The organism is Ramlibacter sp. WS9 (assembly GCF_003797765.1).
GTDB lineage: Bacteria > Pseudomonadota > Gammaproteobacteria > Burkholderiales > Burkholderiaceae_C > Ramlibacter.
On sequence record NZ_RKMB01000004.1, the window covers coordinates 157,841 to 175,134 of the forward strand.

The following is a 17,294-nucleotide window of genomic DNA, read 5'->3' on the forward strand; positions in this document are numbered from 1 at the left end:
TTAACGAGCGGCGGCGCGATCAGCGATCATCTTGGGGGTGATGAACACCAACATTTCCTGCTTGTTAGAAGTGCGTGTCTTAGTCTTGAACAGGTTGCCGACGGCAGGCAAGTCGCCCAGCAGGGGGACCTTCGCCTCGTTTTCCGATTCGGTCAGCTCGAAAATGCCACCGATCACAACTGTGCCGCCGTTTTCCACCAGCACCTGCGTCTGGATGTGCTTGGTATTGATTGCAATACCGGCAGCCGTAGTTTCACCGCGGCTGTCCTTGGCAATGTCGAGGTTAAGGATGATGTTGCCTTCGGGAGTAATCTGCGGCGTGACTTCAAGCTTCAGGGTCGCACGCCGGAAGGACACCGAAGTGGCGCCGCTGGAGGTTGCCTGCTGATACGGGAATTCGGTGCCCTGTTCGATCATGGCCTTTGTCTGGTCGGCCGTGACGATCCGAGGACTCGACACCAGGCGGCCTTTCCCGTCGGCCTCCATAGCTGAGAGTTCCAGGTTCAGAAAGCGGTTAGCTGCGGCGCTGAATAGCGAAATTGCGAACGAGGAGGGAGTGAATCCGCCCTGCCCAGATGCGGGCAAGTTGACGAATGTGGTATTGAGTGTGTTGAGTTCGCCCGACGATTCCGTCGTAGTGCTTGACACGGCGTTGTAGGTTCCACCAAATGCAACCCGATTGCCACCGCCGAGCGCATAACCAGCGTCACCACCCCTTACGCCGCGCAGGTCGCTGCCCCCCAACCGCACGCCCAGTGAGCGGCCGAAACTATCCGAAGCCTCCACGATGCGCGCTTCGATCAGCACCTGTCGCACAGCGATATCCAGCTTGCCGATCAGCGTTTGCACCGACTCCAGGCGAGTTGGGATGTCAGTGACGAACAACTGATTGGTGCGTGGTTCCGCGATGACGCTGCCGCGTGTACTGAGAATCCGAGCCGCACCGGCGCCCGCGGTGATCTGGACAGCAATGTCAGCGGCCTTGGTGTAGTTCAACTGAAACGATTGAGTACGCAACGGTTCCAGGTTCTGGATCGCGTTGCGCGATTCGAGGTCGAGCTTTTCTTTGGCCGCGATCTCGTCCTTGGGGGCGATCCAGATGACATTGCCGGATTTGCGCATTCCCAGCCCCTTGGCTTGCAACACGATATCCAGCGCCTGGTCCCAAGGCACATCCTTCAGTCGCAGCGTTACGGCGCCGGTGACGGAGTCCGAAGTGACGATGTTGAAATTGGTGAAGTCCGCGATGACCTGCAGCAACGAGCGCACCTCGATGTTCTGGAAATTCAGCGACAGCTTTTCACCGTTGAATCCAACGCCTTGCGTAAGTTTGGACGGATCGATCTTCACAGGGCGGACTTCAACCACGAATTGACTGTCACTCTGGTAGGCACTGTGCTCCCACGGACCCTTTGGTTCAATCACCACACGCACGCGGTCGGCGGTTTGAAACGTGGTCACGGTCTGCACAGGCGTGCCGAAGTCAGACACGTCGAGGCGGCGGCGCAAGCCCTCGGGCAGCGAGGACTTCAGGAATTCAACCACCAGGGTCTGGCCCTGCTGACGTATGTCGACACCTACTTGGTTGTTAGGCAGGTCGACGACCACCCGACCGGCGCTGTCGCTGCCGCGACGGAAGTCCAGGTCGCGGATCGGCTGCGTGTCCGTGTTTCTGTTCTCCGCAAAAGCTGGAGCAATAGTGGCAGCCGACCCAGCCACACCCACAGGATCCAGCACGACGAGCAGTGATTTTCCTTGCAGTTGCGCTTTATAGGCAGCGGCAGACTTCAGGTTCAGCACCAACCTTGTACGCTCGCCGGCTTGGACGACGTTGATCGAACGCAGATTGCCCTGATTGATATCGACCGTGGACTTACCGAGGCCGTTGGTTGCGCCAGGGATGTCAAGAGCGATGCGCGCAGGGGCCTGGATGGCGAAGCCGGCGGGCACGGCCTGCAGCGGCTGGGAAAAATCAATGCGGACGACCTCCGCGCCGCCCTGGACGGAACTTGTTATCGACTCCACCACGGTTTGGGCGCGAACTGAGACAGTCGCGAGTAAGAGGGCAGCGAAGGCCAACGCCATTCGCAATGTGCTTTGGTTCTTGTTCATTTCGACCTCTCTTGCAATTGCAATGTCGCGGTGCGCTCAATCCATTCGCCGGCGGCGTCCTGCACGATCTCGCGCAGCACAACCTCGGTTTCCGCAACCTTCATGATCTTTCCGAAGTTCTGGCCTAGGTAGTTGCCGGGCCGCACCTGATAGAGGAGGTTGTCCACTCGCACCAGTGCAACCGGCTTGCCTTCTTTCAACAGACTACCCACCATCTTCATGGCGTCCAGCGGAAACCCCTCAAGCGGTTCCTTGCGGCGAGATAGCTCGGGCGCAACCAGAGCCGCGTTCGACGTGGACTGGGCAGATTCCCGCTTCAATGCCTGCGTCAACTTCAGGTTGCTGAACGGATCCGTGACCGACTCCTGGGTGTACGCCTGGGGTGTGAATTTCTTGGGTTCGGCAATCGGCTGGACTTGAGGCTTGGTGAGCTGTCGCTGCTCGTCCATCCAAGCCTTCAGTTCTTCCTGCCCCGACGGTGCGCACGCCGTGAGCAACAGGACCAGCGACGCCGCGATGGGTGCGGTCTTGGGCATCATTTCTTCGCGGCTCCGGAAGCTGGCTTGCGTTGTGCTGCAACCTCGTCATTGTCGAGGTAGCGGAAAGTCTTGGCTGTGGCGTCCATCACAAGGTTGCCGTCCTTTTGTGGAACGATGCTGACATTGTTCAGGGTCACGATTCGCGAGAGGTTGGCGATGTCGGCCGCGAACGAGCCTATGTCATGGAAGCGGCCACTGACACGCAGTGTGATGGGCAGCTCGGCGTAGTATTCCTTCACACCGACATTGCCTGGGCGGAACAGGTCAAAGTTCAAGCTTCGCCCAAGACCTGCCTGGTTGATGTCGGACAGCAAGGCGTCCATTTCGGCCTTGCTTGGCAACTGCTTTTCAAGCTGCGTCACGTATTGCAACACCTGCTCGCGCTGCTTCTTGAGCGCGTCAAGGTTCACCGCTTGCGCGAGCTTCTTCTGATAGTCGGCACGCAACGCCACTTCCTTTGCGCGCTCCGCTTCCAATTCGTCGGCCGACGTACTGAGCCAAGCGAACCACAGTCCGATGACAATCAGCGCAATGACTGCAAGGCAAAGCGTCGTCCTCGGTATCAAAGGCCAGGAGGGCGGATCGTTCGCATTGAGTCCCCTGAATTGCCCGAGCACCGCTTGCTGAAAGGCTGCCGCGTCGAATTTCTTGGAAGTTGCCATAGTGCGATCAGGTCTTGGCCGGTGCTGAAGCGCTGGCGGCGCGCGCCGAAGATGCGCCGCTAGAGACCGCCGTTGCTTTCTTGGCTTCGCTGGCGCGCAGAAGTCGCACCCGCATGGTGAAGTTCGCCACGCGTCGCTGGTCGCGCGGGCTAAGCGCTACGGAGCCGGAGGTGATCTCAACGAGCTCGGGCTTTGTCAACCACGGGCTGTTGTTTCCCAGGTTGCGCAGCAACTCGGAGACTCTCTCGTTGGACTGCGCCGTCCCCACCAACGTCACCACCTGGTTTTCCTGCTTGAGGTTCGCGACATAGACGCCATCTGGCAATTGCTTGACCAGTTCGTTCAGCAGGTGCACAGGCATGTTGCGATCCGCCTGCAAGTCTTCCACCGCCTGCTGACGCGCCCGGAGTGCCGCGATCTCGGCCTGCAGGGTGGCGATTTCCTTGATCTGCGCTTCCAGCCGCTTGATCTCGGCTTGCAAGACCGTGTTTTTTTCCTGTTGGTTGGAGATTTGGGCCCCATACCAGAGGAAGATAGCGCCCGCAATGACGCCGCCAGCCACGGCGGAAGCGCCCAACGCCGCATAGAACGCCTCGCGGCGGCGTTTGCGCGCAGCCTCTCGGTGGGGAAGCAGGTTGATCAGGATCACTGAATGAACCTCCGCATGGCCAGGCCGCACGAGGTCAGGTACGACGGGGCTTCGCGGCGCATCTTCTTTTCGCGGACGCCATCTCCGACTTGCATGCCTTCGAAGGGATTGGCCAGGTTGCACGGAAACGAAGTCTGCATGGTCACGATGTCCGTTAACCCCGGCAGCGCGGCCGACCCCCCGGCGAGCATCACGTAGTCGACCTTGTTGTGCGGGGTGCTGGTGAAGAAAAACTGCAGCGCCCGCCCAATTTCCTGGGACATGCTTTCGACGAACGGCTTGAGCACGCCGCTCTCGTAGTCTTCCGGCAGGTCGCCATTGCGCTTCTTGTTTTCGGCTTCCTCCGGCGAGAAGCCGTATTGGCGCACGATCAGTTGGGTCAGTTGCGCACCGCCGAAGGCCTGGTCACGGTCGTACAACACCTCGTCGTTGCGGATGACCTGCATGCTGGTGGTGAACGCGCCCACTTCGAACAATGCCACCATGGTGTCCACGCCCTGGTTTGGCAGGGACTGGATCAGGCGGCCCGCGGCCAGGCGCGACGAATAGGACTCGACGTCGATGATCATGGGTTTCAGGCCCGCCGCCTCGGCCAGGCCCTGGCGATCCTGAACTTTCTCCTTGCGCGAAGCAGCGATCAGCACTTCCACGTCGCCCGCCGATGTGGTGCTCGGCCCGATCACGCAGAAGTCAAGGCTGACTTCGTCCAGGGAGAATGGGATGTATTGGTTGGCTTCCGCCTCGACCTGCGTTTCCAGGTCCTGCTCGGACAACCCACCCGGAAGGATGATTTTCTTGGTGATCACGGCCGACGGGGGCAGCGCCATCGCGACGTTCTTGGTGCGAGTCCCGCTTTTCTTGACGACGCGCCGCATTGCTTCCGCGACCTCGTCGAACTTTTCGACGTTGCCGTCGGTGATCCACCCGCGCTCCAGGGGCTCGATGGCGCAGCGTTCCAGCACCAGGTTGCCCGCCTTGTCACGGCCGAGCTCAACCAGCTTCACGCTGGATGAACTGATATCCAAGCCCAGCAGTGGCGCGGGCTGGCGGCTAAACAACGACCCCAAAGAGCTCAATTCGGTCTCCTGAAACACCGCATTTCTAGGCGTAACAAACTTAAGATTTCACTTCAATGCTAGCAGTAACATCCTTGTCACGCAAAGAGATTTTCCTATTTGGGCTGTGCAGACCGTTGCCAAAAACCGACGCGGTTACCTGCCATACTGGTAAGCCCCAGGTCGCGGATCAAACCAATGGTTGAGTTTTGATCTGCACATTAAGAGACGGTCCCGAGCCTCGCCATTTTTATAATGTGGCACTGGGACGTTACGTGGATATGTATGCCTTCTGAACCCTCTTCCGGTGAATCCCGCCCGTCCCCGCGTTTTCCCGGCTCGGGCCTCACCGGCTGGAAACGCGTGCTGCTGCGCACCTTCCTTTGGGGGGCCGGCCTGGCGGCGGCCGGCATTGCCTCCGTGGTCATCATCGTGGGCGTGGCCCTGTCGGTCGCGTATCCCAACCTCCCCGACATTTCAGAGCTGTCCGACTACCGGCCGAAGCTCCCCCTGCGCGTCTATTCGGCTGAGGGTGTGCTGATCGGCGAATTCGGCGAGGAGCGCCGCAACCTCACCCCGATCGCCGAAATCCCCAAGGTGATGAAAGACGCCGTCCTGGCGATCGAGGATTCCCGTTTCTATTCGCATGGGGGTGTGGACTACCGCGGGTTGCTGCGTGCGGCTTTGGCCAACCTGGGCCGCGTCAAGAGCCAGGGCGCCTCGACCATCACCATGCAGGTCGCACGCAACGTGTATCTCTCGTCGGAGAAGACGTTCACCCGCAAGCTGTACGAAGTCCTGTTGACCTTCAAGCTGGAGCACCAGCTGAGCAAGGACCAGATCCTCGAGATCTACATGAACCAGATCTTCCTGGGCAACCGGGCTTACGGCTTTGCCGCGGCCGCGGACGCCTACTTCGGCAAGCCGATGAAGGACCTCACCATCGCCGAGGCGGCCATGTTGGCGGGACTGCCCAAGGCGCCGTCGGCCTACAACCCGATCAGCAACCCCAACCGTGCTCGCGCGCGCCAGCTCTACATCGTGGAGCGGATGCAGGAAAACGGCTTCATCACCGCAGAGGAGGCTGGAGCCGCGAAAAAGCAGGAGTTGAAAATTCGCAGTGGCCCGGACAACACCCGCGTGCATGCCGAGTATGTGGCCGAGACCGTGCGGCAGCTGATCTACGCCCAGTACGGCGACGAGGCATACACCCGCGGTCTGAATGTGTACACCACCGTCAATGCGCAGCAGCAGGACGCCGCGTACAAGGCGTTGCGCAGGGGCATCATGGACTACGAACGGCGCCAGATCTACCGCGGCCCGGAAGAGTTCCTGGAGCTGCCTGCCGACGGCAAGGAAGCCGACGATGCGATCGACGATGCCCTGACCGAACACCCCGACAACGGCGACGTGATGTCGGCCGTGGTGCTGGAGGCCACCCCAAAGAGGATCCTCGCCGTGCGCCAGAACAGCGAGAAGATCGAGATCACGGGCGAGGGCTTGCGTCCGGCCCAATCCGGACTGTCCGACAAGGCACCGCCCAAGATCAAGATCCGGCGGGGCGCCGTGATCCGCGTGGCCAAGACGCTCAAGAACACCTGGGAGATCACGCAGTTGCCGGAGGTCGAAGGCGCCTTCGTCGCCCTCGACCCGCGCGATGGCGCCATCCGGGCGCTGGTCGGTGGCTTCGACTTCAACAAGAACAAGTTCAACCACGTCACGCAGGCGTGGCGCCAGCCGGGCTCCGGCTTCAAGCCTTTCATCTATTCGGCCGCGCTGGAAAAAGGTTTCACCCCCACCACCGTCGTGAACGACGCGCCGCTGTTCTTCGACGCGGGTGTCACGGGCGGCCAGCCCTGGGAGCCCAAGAACTACGACGGCAAGTTCGAAGGCCCCATGCAACTGCACACGGCACTGGCGAAGTCGAAGAACATGGTGTCGATCCGTGTGCTGCAGGCGGTGGGCGCACAGAACGCGCAAGACTGGATCACCCGGTTCGGCTTCGAAGCCGAGAAACACCCTGCCTACCTGACCATGGCGCTGGGCGCGGGCTCGGTTACTCCGATGCAGATGGCCACCGGCTACGCCGTGTTCGCCAACGGCGGCTACCGCGTCAACCCCTGGCTGGTCACGCGCATCACCGATCAGAAGGGCCGTACGGTGGTCGAGAGCCAGCCGCCGCTACCCAATGAATCCGTGCGGGCCATCGACGCGCGCAACGCGTTCATCATGGAAAGGCTGTTGCAGGAGGTCGCCCGTTCGGGCACGGCCGCCAGGGCCACGCGTGACCTGAAGCGTACCGACCTCTACGGCAAGACCGGCACCACCAACGACTCGATCGACACGTGGTTCAACGGCTTCCAGCCCACACTGGTGGCGATCGTCTGGATGGGCTACGACACGCCGCGTTCTCTCGGCGACAGGGAAACCGGCGGCGGCCTCTCGTTGCCGGTGTGGATCAACTTCATGGAGACTGCTTTGAAGGGTGTGCCCGTGATGGAACCGTCGGCACCGGAAGGTGTCATCAACGTCGGCGGTGAGTGGTACTACGAGGAGTACGCACGCGGTGGCGGCGTGAGCAACGTGGGCGGGACTTCGACGCCGGAGAGCGGCACGGGCCCAGGGTCTGGAGCGCCGCGCGCGCCTGAGGACAAGACCCTGCTGAACTCCGATGGCCTGCCACCGAACCGCGCCCCTGCTGCGCCCTCGGAAGAGCGCAAGAGCATCCTCGACCTGTTCAGGAACTGATACGCCCCGTCATGCCGGGCTCGACCCGGGATCCAGGTTGTCAAACGACAGCGGACGGCCGGCCTGCTCGCCGGCGTACTGTGTGAGGTTGGCGAAGAATTCGCCGTTGCCCTTGGTGTCCATCCACTTCTGGCCGTCGAACTTGTAGTGGAAGCCGCCGGCCTTGGCGGCCATCCAGATTTCGTGCAGCGGTTTTTGCGTGTTGACGATGATCTGCGTGCCGCTGGGAAACACCAGCGTGACCATTCCGCCGACCCGCTGGTTGTCGATGTCCGCGTCGGTCTCATCGTTGATGCGGTCGCAGCAAGACTCGATGCGGCGCAGCAGCGCTTCAGCGCGGTCCATGAATTCAGGGTCGGTCATTACAATTTGGTCCATGTTGCTTGTTTCCCAAATTCTAGTCAGCGCCTCGGCAAGGCGGCTTGTCCTTGCCAGTGGAGTGGTCGCCCTTCTGGCCGCGTGCGGGCAGAGAGGTCCGCTTTTCCTGCCCACCGGCGAAGCAGCCGCGGGCCGGGCCACGTTGACCGAAACGCTCGCCCGACCCATCGTTCCCGCAGCGCCCGCGTCGGCGCCCTCCACCACCGGCACTGCCTCCCCGATCCCGATTCAATGACCGCCAACACCTTGCCCGGCCACCCGCATTTCGAGCACCGCGGGAGTGAGCTTTTTGCCGAACAGGTGCGCCTGTCCGATCTCGCCCGCGAACACGGTACGCCACTTTTCGTGTACTCCAAGGCGTCCATGCTGGCGGCCCTGGCCGCCTACCAGCGCGGCTTTGCCGGACGCAAGGCGCGCATCTGTTACGCGATGAAGGCAAATTCTTCGCTGGGCGTGCTCCAGGTCTTCGCCCAGGCCGGTTGCGGCTTCGACATCGTCTCGGGGGGCGAACTCGAGCGGGTGCTTGCGGCCGGCGGGGCAGGCAAGGACATCATCTTTTCCGGTGTCGGCAAAACACGCGCCGAGATGCGTCGTGCCCTTGCCGTGGGCGTCGGTTGCTTCAACGTGGAAAGCGAAGCCGAGCTGGAGGTGCTGAGCGAGGTTGCAGCCGCGGCCGGCAAGGTGGCGCCAGTCAGCGTGCGCGTGAATCCGGACGTCGACCCGAAAACCCATCCCTACATTTCCACCGGCCTGAAGGGCAACAAGTTCGGCGTCGCGCACGACCGCACCGTTGCGACCTACCAGCGGGCGGCGTCGCTGCCCGGTTTGAAAGTGGTGGGGATCGACTGCCACATCGGTTCGCAGATCACCGACGAAGCGCCCTATCTCGAAGCCATGGACCGCATCGTCGACCTGGTCCAGGCGATCGAGGCTGTCGGCATTCCGATCCATCACATCGACTTCGGCGGCGGCTTGGGCATCTCCTATAACGGTGACCAGCCGCCGGCAGCGGACGACCTGTGGCGCAAGCTCTTCGCAAGGCTCGATGCGCGTGGATTCGGCGACCGTCAGTTCATGATCGAGCCGGGCCGTTCGCTCGTCGGTAACGCGGGCGCCTGTGTGACCGAAGTGCTTTATTTGAAACCGGGCGAAGGCAAGAACTTCTGCATCGTCGACGCGGCGATGAATGACCTGCCGCGCCCGGCTATGTACCAGGCTTTTCACGCCATCGTGCCGGCGAATCCGCGAGCCGAAGCACCGCAAACCTACGACGTGGTGGGCCCGGTGTGCGAAAGCGGCGACTGGATCGGCCGCGACCGCGTGCTGGCCGTGAAACAAGGCGACCTTCTGGCCGTGATGTCGGCCGGGGCCTATTCGATGAGCATGGCCAGCAACTACAACACCCGAGGCCGCGCCGCCGAGGTTCTGGTCGACGGCGGCAAGGCCTTTCTCATCCGCGAACGGGAAACCGCGGCGGATCAGATGCGCGCGGAGCGGCTCGTTTCCTAAGCCACTGCACCGCGCGCCATCCCAGCAGCAGGGCGAGGATGGCGGCGTAGACCGCCACTTCGGCGAAGTCCTGCTTGCCCGCGCGCATCCAGAAGAAATGCAGGATGCCCAGCCCGGCAATCACGTAGACCAGCTTGTGCAGAGCTTGCCAGCGCTTGGCGCCGATGGCCTTCACGGCGCGGTTGAACGAAGTCGCGGCCAGCGGCGTGAGCAGCAGGAAGGCGGTGAATCCCACCAGGATGAATGGCCGCTTGGCGATGTCTTTCGCGATGTCCGCTACGTCGAAGCCCATGTCGAACCAGCTGTAGCTGAGCAGATGCAGCACCACATAGAAGTAGACGAAGAGGCCCAGCATCCGGCGGAACCGCGCCAGCGCCGGCGTACCGCTGATCACCCGCAGGGGCGTCACCGACAGCGTGATGCACAGGAAGCGCAAGGTCCAGTCGCCCGTCGAGCGGATCAGGTACTCCGCGGGGTTGGCACCCAGGTTGTCGGTGGCGACGCCGTACACCAGCCAGGCGAACGGCAGCAGCGCGGTCACGAACAGCACCACCTTGGCGCCGGGGCTCAGCAAAAGCTTCACTAGCGTCAAACGAAGCTTTCTTTTGCGGGGCCACCGCGGAACCGGCTTTGCCGGGCCGCTGGTGGCGCCCCCTTGAGGGGGAGGCGGCCGTAGGCCGCTTCGGGGGTGGGCCTATGCTCCATCAGAAATTCTTCTTCAAGTCCATGCCGGCGTACAGCTGGCCAACTTGTGCTTCGTAGCCGTTGAACATCAACGTCTTGCGCTTCTTGGCGAACAGGCCGTCTTCGCCAATACGGCGCTCCGTTGCCTGCGACCAGCGCGGGTGGTCGACGTTCGGATTGACGTTGGAATAGAAGCCGTACTCATTGGCGGCCGCCTTGTTCCAGGCGGTCTTGGGCTCCCGATCGGTGAAGCGGATACGCACGAGGCTCTTGCCGCTCTTGAAGCCGTACTTCCATGGCACGACCAGCCGCACCGGCGCGCCGTTCTGGTTGGGCAGCACCTCTCCGTACATGCCGAACGTGAGCAACGTGAGCGGATGCATCGCCTCGTCCATTCGCAGGCCTTCGACATAGGGCCAGTCCAGAACGCGCGAGCCCACGAAGGGCATGGTCTTCGGATCGGCCTGGGTGATGAACTCGACGAATTTCGCGTTGCCGAGCGGCTCGACTTTCTCGATCAGCTTGCTCATCGAATAGCCGACCCACGGGATCACCATCGACCAGCCCTCGACACAGCGCAGGCGGTAAATGCGTTCTTCCTGCGCGCTGAGCTTGATGAGGTCCTCCAGCGAGTACTTCGCGGGCTTCTTGACCAGGCCATCGATCTCCACCGTCCAAGGCGTGGTCTTGAGCGTATGCGCGTTCCTGGCGGGGTCGGCCTTGTCGGTGCCGAACTCGTAGAAGTTGTTGTAGGCGGCGGCATCCTTGTATTCGGTGACCTTGTCCACGGTCATCGCCCCCGCGACGCCGGACTTGGCGCCCGGCAGCGCAGCCAGCTTGCCGGGCCGGGGCACTTGTACCTGCGCCAGCGCTTCGCGGACGGCCCAAGAGGCCATTGCCGCCCCAGCAACGCCGATGGCCATCAACTTGAGCATGTCCCGACGGTCGCGGTAGACCGATTGCGGGGTGATTTCGCTGGAATGCGGGTGGATGAAACCGTCGCGTTGGCTCTTGATCAGCATGGTGCTTTTCCTTTACTGGCCGTTGGTCTGGCGGCACCCGCGATTCTTACAACGTGCCGTAACTGTGCAGCCCCGACAGGAACATGTTCACGCCCAGGAACGCGAATGTGGTCACCGCCAGGCCGGCGAGTGCCCACCATGCAGAAACGGCACCGCGCAGGCCCTTCATCAGCCGCATGTGCAGCCAGGCCGCGTAGTTGAGCCAGACGATCAGCGCCCAGGTTTCCTTGGGGTCCCAGCTCCAGTAGCCGCCCCAGGCCTCGGCGGCCCACAAAGCGCCCAACACCGTGGCGATGGTGAAGAAGGCAAAGCCCACGGCGATGGACTTGTACATCACGTCGTCGAGGATCTCGAGCGACGGCAGGCGTGCAGCGATCCGGTGCCGGCCCAGCAAGATGCCCGCGGCGATCACCGCGGAAATCACCGCATAGACGACCCAGTAGCTGCCGCCGGCTTCGGCGACACCGCGCTGGCGGAAGGCGATCGGCACGAAGCACAACGCAATGCCGAGTAGCCAAAGCGGCGTGAGCTTGCGCAACTGTGTTTCGCCAGCCTGCAGCTTGATCAGGTAGGCGAACGCCACCATCGCCGACAGTGAGAAGGTGCCGTAGCCGATGAAATTGGCCGGAACGTGCAGCTTCATCCACCAGCTCTTGAGCGCAGGCACCAGCGGCTGGATTTCATGCGCTTCGCGCACCACGGTGTACCAAAGCAGGAAACCCACCGCCGCGCTGACGACCAGCATGACGAAGGCGCCCAACGAACGCGTCTGGTATTGGTCTTCGAAGAAGAGATAGAAGGTGGCGGTGAGCCAGCAGAACAGCACGAACACTTCGTACAAATTGCTCACCGGGATGTGCCCGACGTCGGCGCCGATCAGGTAGCTTTCGTACCAGCGCACCATCGTCCCCAGCAGCGCCATGCCGACTGCAACCCAGGCCATGCGCGAGCCGATCCGCTCCATCGCGTCGCCTTGGCGCGGCGAGAACATGCCGATCCAGTAGAAGACCGTGCTCATGAAGAACAGCACGCTCATCCAGAGAATGGCCGACTGACTGGACAGGAAGTACTTGAGCCAGAACACGCTCTCGGCCCGCGCCAGGCTGCCCTGGTAGGCAACAATCGCGAGAAGCGAGAAACCGGCCACGACCAGCATCAAGGTGCGCAGTGGCCGCCAGAACCAGCCAATCCAGATGGCCGAGGGCACAGCGCCGATCAGGATTGCCTTTTCGTACACGTCCATGTAGCTGGCATAGCTCGCGAACGCGTAGAGGCCGCCAACCGCCACGACGAGCGCAAAGAGCCAGTCGAACCAGTTTCGGCGCGAGAAATAACCCTCGTGCAAGGTCAGTGTGGTCGTCGCGGTGTTCATGTCTTGATCCCCAGCAGTCTTTCCTTGAGCAGCGCGAACTCGCGGTCTGCTTCCATCGTCTTGCGATTGCTCGACAGGGCCATGGTGGCTTCAGTGCCATCGCCGCGCCCGGTCAACCAGAACCAGACCCGGCGCTCACGGACGTACAGCATCGCAAAAACACCCAGGATCAGCAAGGCGCATCCCAGGTAAACAATGTTGCGCCCAGGGCCGCGCGTCACCTGGAACACGCTGGCCTGCACCTGGGTGAAGTCCTTGAGCTGGAAGGCCACCGGCGCAGGATAGATGTGCACGTCGCTCAGCGCCAGCACGGCTTGCGTCACGAACGCCTGGGTCTTTTCATTGAGTTCCAAGGGTTTCAGCCCGGCGCGCTCGCGGGTCAGCTGTGCCAGCTCGAACAGGGTGCCGTTGAGGATGCGCACCAGGACTTCCCCGGCGCGGGCGCGCTCTGCCTCAGGCACGTTGGCTTCCATGAAATCGGAGATGGCCTGCAGCCCGCCGGTCGGCTTGCCGCCTGGGGTTGACGCCACGCCTCCAGCAAAAAGCGTCAGGGCACGGCCGGCGGACGCCGCGAGTTGATTGGCCAGTTCGGGACGCGAAGGATCGGTCGCCTTGGCTGCATAACGCCGCACCGCCATGTCACGCAATCCCTGGTCCGCCAACGCAGCGCGCAGCTGCATGAAGCCGTCCAGGCCGCCCCGGTCGTCGGCCGGGATGCGCAGGAAGCGGAACTGCTCGGCCGGCGTGTCACGCAGTCCCATCAGGTAGACCGGCGGCCCGCCGTCGCCCATGTCGACCGGCAGCATGTAGTTGTGAAACTCGCGTGCCTGGCCCGCCGCGTCGCGCAGCTTGTACATAATGCTGGGGCCGACGTTGCGCAATTCCTTCTTGGTGGCCGTCTTGTTGGCCGCGCCCATCCGCGCGCCGATCGACTCGCGCAGGTCCACCTTGCGCACGTCCACACCGCTCTTGTCGCCCGCGCCGAAGTTCTCGACGTTGATCACACGCAGGCCGGTGTATTCGAGCGTCATCTTTTCCGCGCCGTCGCCCTGCCCTTTGGTGAGCTGCGACGAGCCGCCGACAACGCCCTCGATCTCGAATGGCTTGGCGCTGCCATTCATCGGCACCGCCGCCAGGCGCACGCTCGAGCCGCCGTCGTCGAAGCTCGACTGGTAAATCTCGATGCCGCGATGGCGGGCCGGATGGTTCACCTCGACGCGCGCCGGGATCTTCTCGCCGGTTTCGCGGTCGTGGATCACGATCTCGCTGGCGAACAGCTTGGGCATGCCGGTGGAGTAATGCTCGATGATGAATTTCTTCAGCTCGATCGCGAAGGGCAGATCCTGCAGCACGATCCCATCGGACTGGTTCAGGACGGCCGTGGCCGACTGCGTGCCCTCGGCGACCAGCAAGTTGCCCCGGAATGTGGGATTGGTCGCGGGCAGCCTGTGTTCCGGCTTGACGTCGCTGATCATGCCGCCACCGGAATACACCGTCTTGCCGCCCAGCCACATCTGCGTGCGCACGATCAGGTCGCCATCGAGGACGCCGCCCAGGCAGACCAGCACGATGGCACTGTGGGCGGCCAGGTAACCCAGCTTGTTGGCGCTGCCCTTTTTCGCGGCGACCATCCAGCCGTTGTCGCGCTGCTGGAGTTTCACCTTCCAGCCGGCTCCCGCCAGGGTCTTCCCGATGCGCTGCGCGGCCACTTCCGGCGGATCGGCAAGCGGCCCCTGTGCCTTGTGATGGAAAGCCTTCAAGCTCTGCTCGCGCAGGTTCTCCTTGTATGCCTTCAGGTCGGCAAAGATCTTGGGCGTGTTGCGTGCGATGCACAGCGAAGTGCTCACCACCAGGCACGCAACGATCAGCAGGAACCACCACGCGCTGTAAATGGCGTTGAGCTTGACGGTGAAGAACAGCTGGCCCCAGAACGGGCCGAACTGGTTCATGTAGTTGACCGCGGGCTCCTGCTGCTTCAGGATCGTGCCGATGATTGCCGCGATGCAGATCACGACAAACAGCGAGATCGAGAACCGCATCGACGACAGCAGTTCCACCGCCGAGCGCAGGGCGCGCGATTCGGTCTTGAGGCTGATGCCCTGGGTGGAGGCTGACATGTGGAGCTTCGTATGAACCAAAAAAAGGCGGGCCCTCCACGGAGGCGCCCGCCTGTTTTAGGTGTGTTTGGCGGCGGTTAGTTCAACTGTGGGGCGCCGGCGATCAACGCAAGCCGGCGATGTAATCGGACACGGCCCTGATTTCACGGTCATTGAGCTTGGAGGCGACCTGGGTCATCTGCAGGCTGTTCTTGCGGCCACCTTCACGGAAGGCGGTGAGCTGGGCAGCCGTGTAGTCGGCATGCTGGCCGGACAGGCGCGGGTACTGGGCGGGAACGCCGGCGCCGTTGGGGCTGTGGCAACCGGCACAGGCGGCAACCTGGCGATCGGCGATGCCGCCGCGGTAGATGCGTTCGCCCAGGCTCACCAGTTCCTTGTCCTTGGCAAAGCCGGCCTTGGCCTTCTGCGAGCCGGCCCAATACGAGACGTTCTTCATGTCGGCGTCGGACAGTTGCGACGCGAAGCCTTGCATCACGGGGCTGGCGCGCTTGCCGGCCTTGAATTCCTGCAGCTGCTTGACCAGGTACTCGGGGTGCTGCTGCGCCAGCTTCGGGTTGGCCGGCACACCGGAGTTGCCGTCCGCGCCGTGGCAGGCTGCACACACTGCGGTGTACTTGGAGCTGCCTTGGGCCAGGTCTGGCTTCGCGGCCGGTGCGGGAGCGGCCGGGGCCGCCGCGGGTGCGGAGGCGGCCGGTGCGGCAGCCTTCTCGTCGGCGGCAGTGGCGGACAATACAGGGGCTGCCAGGAAGGCAGCGATCAACAGGCGGGCAAACGGCTTCATATTCTGGGGGTCGGTTCGTTGGCGCAAAACCTCGTGATTCTACAATGCCCCACTCGGGGTTTCCCCGCACACCAAAGGCAACTCATGACCGCGGCCCCGGGCCACCCCCAAGACAGCAAGGCCGCCAAGGTTGCCGCCTGCGGCTGGATGCACACCGCCCGCTTCCTCACGACAGCACCCACGCTGGAGTTTTTGCCGGCGCTTCAGGTCCCGGAAATCGCTTTCGTCGGCCGCTCGAACGCGGGCAAGTCGACCTGCATCAACACTTTGACCCAGCAAAAGCGGCTCGCGTTCGCTTCCAAGACGCCCGGCCGCACGCAGAGCATCAACCTGTTCACGCTGGGCAAGCAGGGCGTCACCGACGCCATCCTGGCCGACTTGCCCGGCTACGGCTACGCGGCCGTGCCGAAACAGGACAAGCTGCGCTGGCAGCGGGTCATGGCCAATTACCTGGTCACGCGGGAAAACCTCAAAGCCGTGGTGCTGATGTGCGACCCGCGCCACGGCCTCACCGAGCTGGACGACATCTTGCTGGAGGTGATCCGGCCGCGCGTCGAAGAGGGCCTGAAATTCCTGCTGCTTTTGACCAAGGCCGACAAGCTCAACCGCGCCGAGCAGAACAAGGCACTGTCCATTGCGCGACTGCAAGCCGGCGGCGGCGAGGCGAGACTCTTCTCCGCCCTGAAAAAGCAGGGCGTCGAAGACGTGTCGCTCCTGCTTTGGCAGTGGGCCCATCCTGAAGTCCCACCCAACGCCCCACCTGAAGCCCCATGATCGAAACGTACCCGCTGGCCCTCCCCCATGGCATCACCCTCAGTTGCCGCGCGGCGGGCGAGAGGGGGCGGCCGGTCCTGGTGTTCCTGCACGGTTTTCCCGAAGCGGCTTTCGTGTGGGACGAAGTCATCGCGCATTTCGCTCTGGCGGAGAACGGCGGGTATCGCTGCGTGGCGCCCAACCTGCGCGGCTACGAGAAGTCATCGCAGCCCGCCGAGGTCCAGGCGTACCGTGCGAAGTACCTGGTCCAGGACATCGCCGCGCTGATCGAGATCGAGGGGGCACCGCTCGAGTGCCTGGTCGCCCACGACTGGGGCGGCGCCGTCGCGTGGGGCTTGGCCAACCAGCGGCCGCACCTGGCGCGCAAGCTGGCAATCATCAACTCGCCGCACCCGGGCACGTTCCTGCGCGAGCTCAAGTCCAACGCCAAACAGCAGGCCGCCAGTGCCTACATGAACTTCCTCATCCGCCCCGACGCGGAAAAGCTGCTGCGCGAAAACGACTATCGGCGGCTGTGGGAGTTCTTCACGAACGGGGGCGGTGCACCCTGGCTCACCGATGCAGTGAAGCAGCAATACCGCGACGTGTGGGACGCCAGCCTGGAAGGCGGCTGCAACTACTACCGCGCCTCGCCGGTGCGCCCGCCGCGGCCGGAAGATGCCGCCGCGGCCGCGATCAACCTGCCGCGCGAAATGCTCACCGTCGATCTGCCGACGCTGGTGCTCTGGGCCATGGACGACGCCGCTCTGCCGCCGGAGCTGATCGACGGCCTGGACGATTACATTCCGCAGCTGACGTTGGAGAGGGTCGAGGGCGCGAGCCACTGGATCATCCATGAGCAGCCGGCGCTCGTCATCGACCGGCTCGCGAGCTTCTTCTCGCGCGCCTGAAG

Annotated in this window: 16 protein-coding genes; 5 read left to right on the plus strand and 11 right to left on the minus strand. The window is 63.0% G+C overall.

Annotation, left to right across the window (positions count from 1 at the left end; genetic code table 11):
- Genes pilQ through EEB15_RS08855 form a run of 5 tightly spaced genes read right to left on the minus strand, consistent with a single transcriptional unit; the run spans position 1 to position 5,038 of the window.
- Entirely contained in the window at positions 1-2,112 is a 2,112-nt protein-coding gene (pilQ, locus tag EEB15_RS08835; protein ID WP_141509466.1) for a type IV pilus secretin PilQ, read from the minus strand.
- Positions 2,109-2,651, minus strand: a complete 543-nt coding sequence (locus tag EEB15_RS08840; RefSeq protein WP_141509467.1) for a pilus assembly protein PilP — start codon at positions 2,649-2,651, stop codon at positions 2,109-2,111. Before EEB15_RS08840 ends, pilQ begins: the two co-directional genes overlap by 4 nt.
- On the minus strand, positions 2,648-3,313 hold the full coding sequence (locus tag EEB15_RS08845; protein WP_141509468.1) for a type 4a pilus biogenesis protein PilO: 666 nt from the start codon (positions 3,311-3,313) through the stop codon (positions 2,648-2,650). Before EEB15_RS08845 ends, EEB15_RS08840 begins: the two co-directional genes overlap by 4 nt.
- Positions 3,314-3,320: 7 nt before the next feature.
- The gene (locus EEB15_RS08850; protein WP_141509469.1) at positions 3,321-3,962 is read right to left on the minus strand and encodes a PilN domain-containing protein; all 642 of its coding nucleotides are present in this window, start codon (positions 3,960-3,962) and stop codon (positions 3,321-3,323) included.
- Positions 3,959-5,038, minus strand: coding sequence for a pilus assembly protein PilM (locus EEB15_RS08855; RefSeq protein WP_141509470.1), 1,080 nt, complete (start codon positions 5,036-5,038; stop codon positions 3,959-3,961). The genes EEB15_RS08850 and EEB15_RS08855 overlap by 4 nt, the downstream gene beginning before the upstream one ends.
- A 264-nt stretch (positions 5,039-5,302) precedes the next feature.
- Between EEB15_RS08855 and EEB15_RS08860 the strand changes: the two genes are divergently transcribed.
- On the plus strand, positions 5,303-7,765 hold the full coding sequence (locus EEB15_RS08860) for a penicillin-binding protein 1A (RefSeq protein ID WP_141509471.1): 2,463 nt from the start codon (positions 5,303-5,305) through the stop codon (positions 7,763-7,765).
- Positions 7,766-7,774: 9 nt separating this feature from the next.
- On the opposite strand, the gene cyaY is transcribed toward EEB15_RS08860, so the two are convergent.
- Positions 7,775-8,128 (minus strand): iron donor protein CyaY, encoded by a 354-nt coding sequence (gene cyaY, locus EEB15_RS08865; protein ID WP_141509681.1) that lies wholly within the window; start codon positions 8,126-8,128, stop codon positions 7,775-7,777.
- A gap of 13 nt (positions 8,129-8,141) precedes the next feature.
- Here cyaY and EEB15_RS08870 point away from each other — a divergent pair, with 13 nt between their 5' ends.
- Together EEB15_RS08870 and lysA are read left to right on the plus strand one after the other, a co-directional pair.
- Complete coding sequence (locus EEB15_RS08870; protein WP_141509472.1) at positions 8,142-8,378, plus strand: lipoprotein; 237 nt, start codon at positions 8,142-8,144, stop codon at positions 8,376-8,378.
- Positions 8,375-9,652, plus strand: a complete 1,278-nt coding sequence (lysA, locus tag EEB15_RS08875; protein WP_141509473.1) for a diaminopimelate decarboxylase — start codon at positions 8,375-8,377, stop codon at positions 9,650-9,652. The genes EEB15_RS08870 and lysA overlap by 4 nt, the downstream gene beginning before the upstream one ends.
- Here lysA and EEB15_RS08880 read toward each other — a convergent pair.
- From EEB15_RS08880 to EEB15_RS08900, 5 genes are all read right to left on the minus strand, one after another.
- Complete coding sequence (locus EEB15_RS08880) at positions 9,594-10,244, minus strand: sulfite oxidase heme-binding subunit YedZ (protein WP_141509474.1); 651 nt, start codon at positions 10,242-10,244, stop codon at positions 9,594-9,596. The genes lysA and EEB15_RS08880 overlap by 59 nt on opposite strands.
- A gap of 112 nt (positions 10,245-10,356) precedes the next feature.
- On the minus strand, positions 10,357-11,358 hold the full coding sequence (gene msrP, locus EEB15_RS08885; protein ID WP_141509475.1) for a protein-methionine-sulfoxide reductase catalytic subunit MsrP: 1,002 nt from the start codon (positions 11,356-11,358) through the stop codon (positions 10,357-10,359).
- A 46-nt stretch (positions 11,359-11,404) separates the two neighbouring features.
- Positions 11,405-12,730, minus strand: coding sequence for a c-type cytochrome biogenesis protein CcsB (gene ccsB / locus EEB15_RS08890; RefSeq protein ID WP_141509476.1), 1,326 nt, complete (start codon positions 12,728-12,730; stop codon positions 11,405-11,407).
- On the minus strand, positions 12,727-14,847 hold the full coding sequence (locus tag EEB15_RS08895) for a cytochrome c biogenesis protein ResB (protein WP_141509477.1): 2,121 nt from the start codon (positions 14,845-14,847) through the stop codon (positions 12,727-12,729). Before EEB15_RS08895 ends, ccsB begins: the two co-directional genes overlap by 4 nt.
- A gap of 103 nt (positions 14,848-14,950) precedes the next feature.
- Positions 14,951-15,628, minus strand: coding sequence for a cytochrome c (locus tag EEB15_RS08900; RefSeq protein ID WP_141509478.1), 678 nt, complete (start codon positions 15,626-15,628; stop codon positions 14,951-14,953).
- Between the two features lie 84 nt (positions 15,629-15,712).
- Here EEB15_RS08900 and yihA point away from each other — a divergent pair, with 84 nt between their 5' ends.
- Both yihA and EEB15_RS08910 read left to right on the plus strand, forming a co-directional pair.
- Positions 15,713-16,402: a ribosome biogenesis GTP-binding protein YihA/YsxC gene (gene yihA / locus EEB15_RS08905; protein ID WP_141509479.1), complete on the plus strand. Its 690-nt coding sequence runs from the start codon at positions 15,713-15,715 to the stop codon at positions 16,400-16,402.
- Entirely contained in the window at positions 16,399-17,292 is an 894-nt protein-coding gene (locus EEB15_RS08910; RefSeq protein ID WP_141509480.1) for an alpha/beta fold hydrolase, read from the plus strand. Before yihA ends, EEB15_RS08910 begins: the two co-directional genes overlap by 4 nt.
- The last annotated feature ends 2 nt before the right edge of the window (positions 17,293-17,294 follow it).

Coding starts and splice junctions, on each gene's coding strand:
- pilQ (WP_141509466.1), bottom strand. CDS start 2,112: ATGAACAAGAACCAAAGCACATTGCGAATGGCGTTGGCCTTCGCTGCC.
- EEB15_RS08840 (WP_141509467.1), bottom strand. CDS start 2,651: ATGATGCCCAAGACCGCACCCATCGCGGCGTCGCTGGTCCTGTTGCTC.
- EEB15_RS08845 (WP_141509468.1), bottom strand. CDS start 3,313: ATGGCAACTTCCAAGAAATTCGACGCGGCAGCCTTTCAGCAAGCGGTG.
- EEB15_RS08860 (WP_141509471.1), top strand. CDS start 5,303: ATGCCTTCTGAACCCTCTTCCGGTGAATCCCGCCCGTCCCCGCGTTTT.
- cyaY (WP_141509681.1), bottom strand. CDS start 8,128: ATGACCGACCCTGAATTCATGGACCGCGCTGAAGCGCTGCTGCGCCGC.
- EEB15_RS08870 (WP_141509472.1), top strand. CDS start 8,142: ATGTTGCTTGTTTCCCAAATTCTAGTCAGCGCCTCGGCAAGGCGGCTT.
- lysA (WP_141509473.1), top strand. CDS start 8,375: ATGACCGCCAACACCTTGCCCGGCCACCCGCATTTCGAGCACCGCGGG.
- msrP (WP_141509475.1), bottom strand. CDS start 11,358: ATGCTGATCAAGAGCCAACGCGACGGTTTCATCCACCCGCATTCCAGC.
- ccsB (WP_141509476.1), bottom strand. CDS start 12,730: ATGAACACCGCGACGACCACACTGACCTTGCACGAGGGTTATTTCTCG.
- EEB15_RS08895 (WP_141509477.1), bottom strand. CDS start 14,847: ATGTCAGCCTCCACCCAGGGCATCAGCCTCAAGACCGAATCGCGCGCC.
- EEB15_RS08900 (WP_141509478.1), bottom strand. CDS start 15,628: ATGAAGCCGTTTGCCCGCCTGTTGATCGCTGCCTTCCTGGCAGCCCCT.
- yihA (WP_141509479.1), top strand. CDS start 15,713: ATGACCGCGGCCCCGGGCCACCCCCAAGACAGCAAGGCCGCCAAGGTT.
- EEB15_RS08910 (WP_141509480.1), top strand. CDS start 16,399: ATGATCGAAACGTACCCGCTGGCCCTCCCCCATGGCATCACCCTCAGT.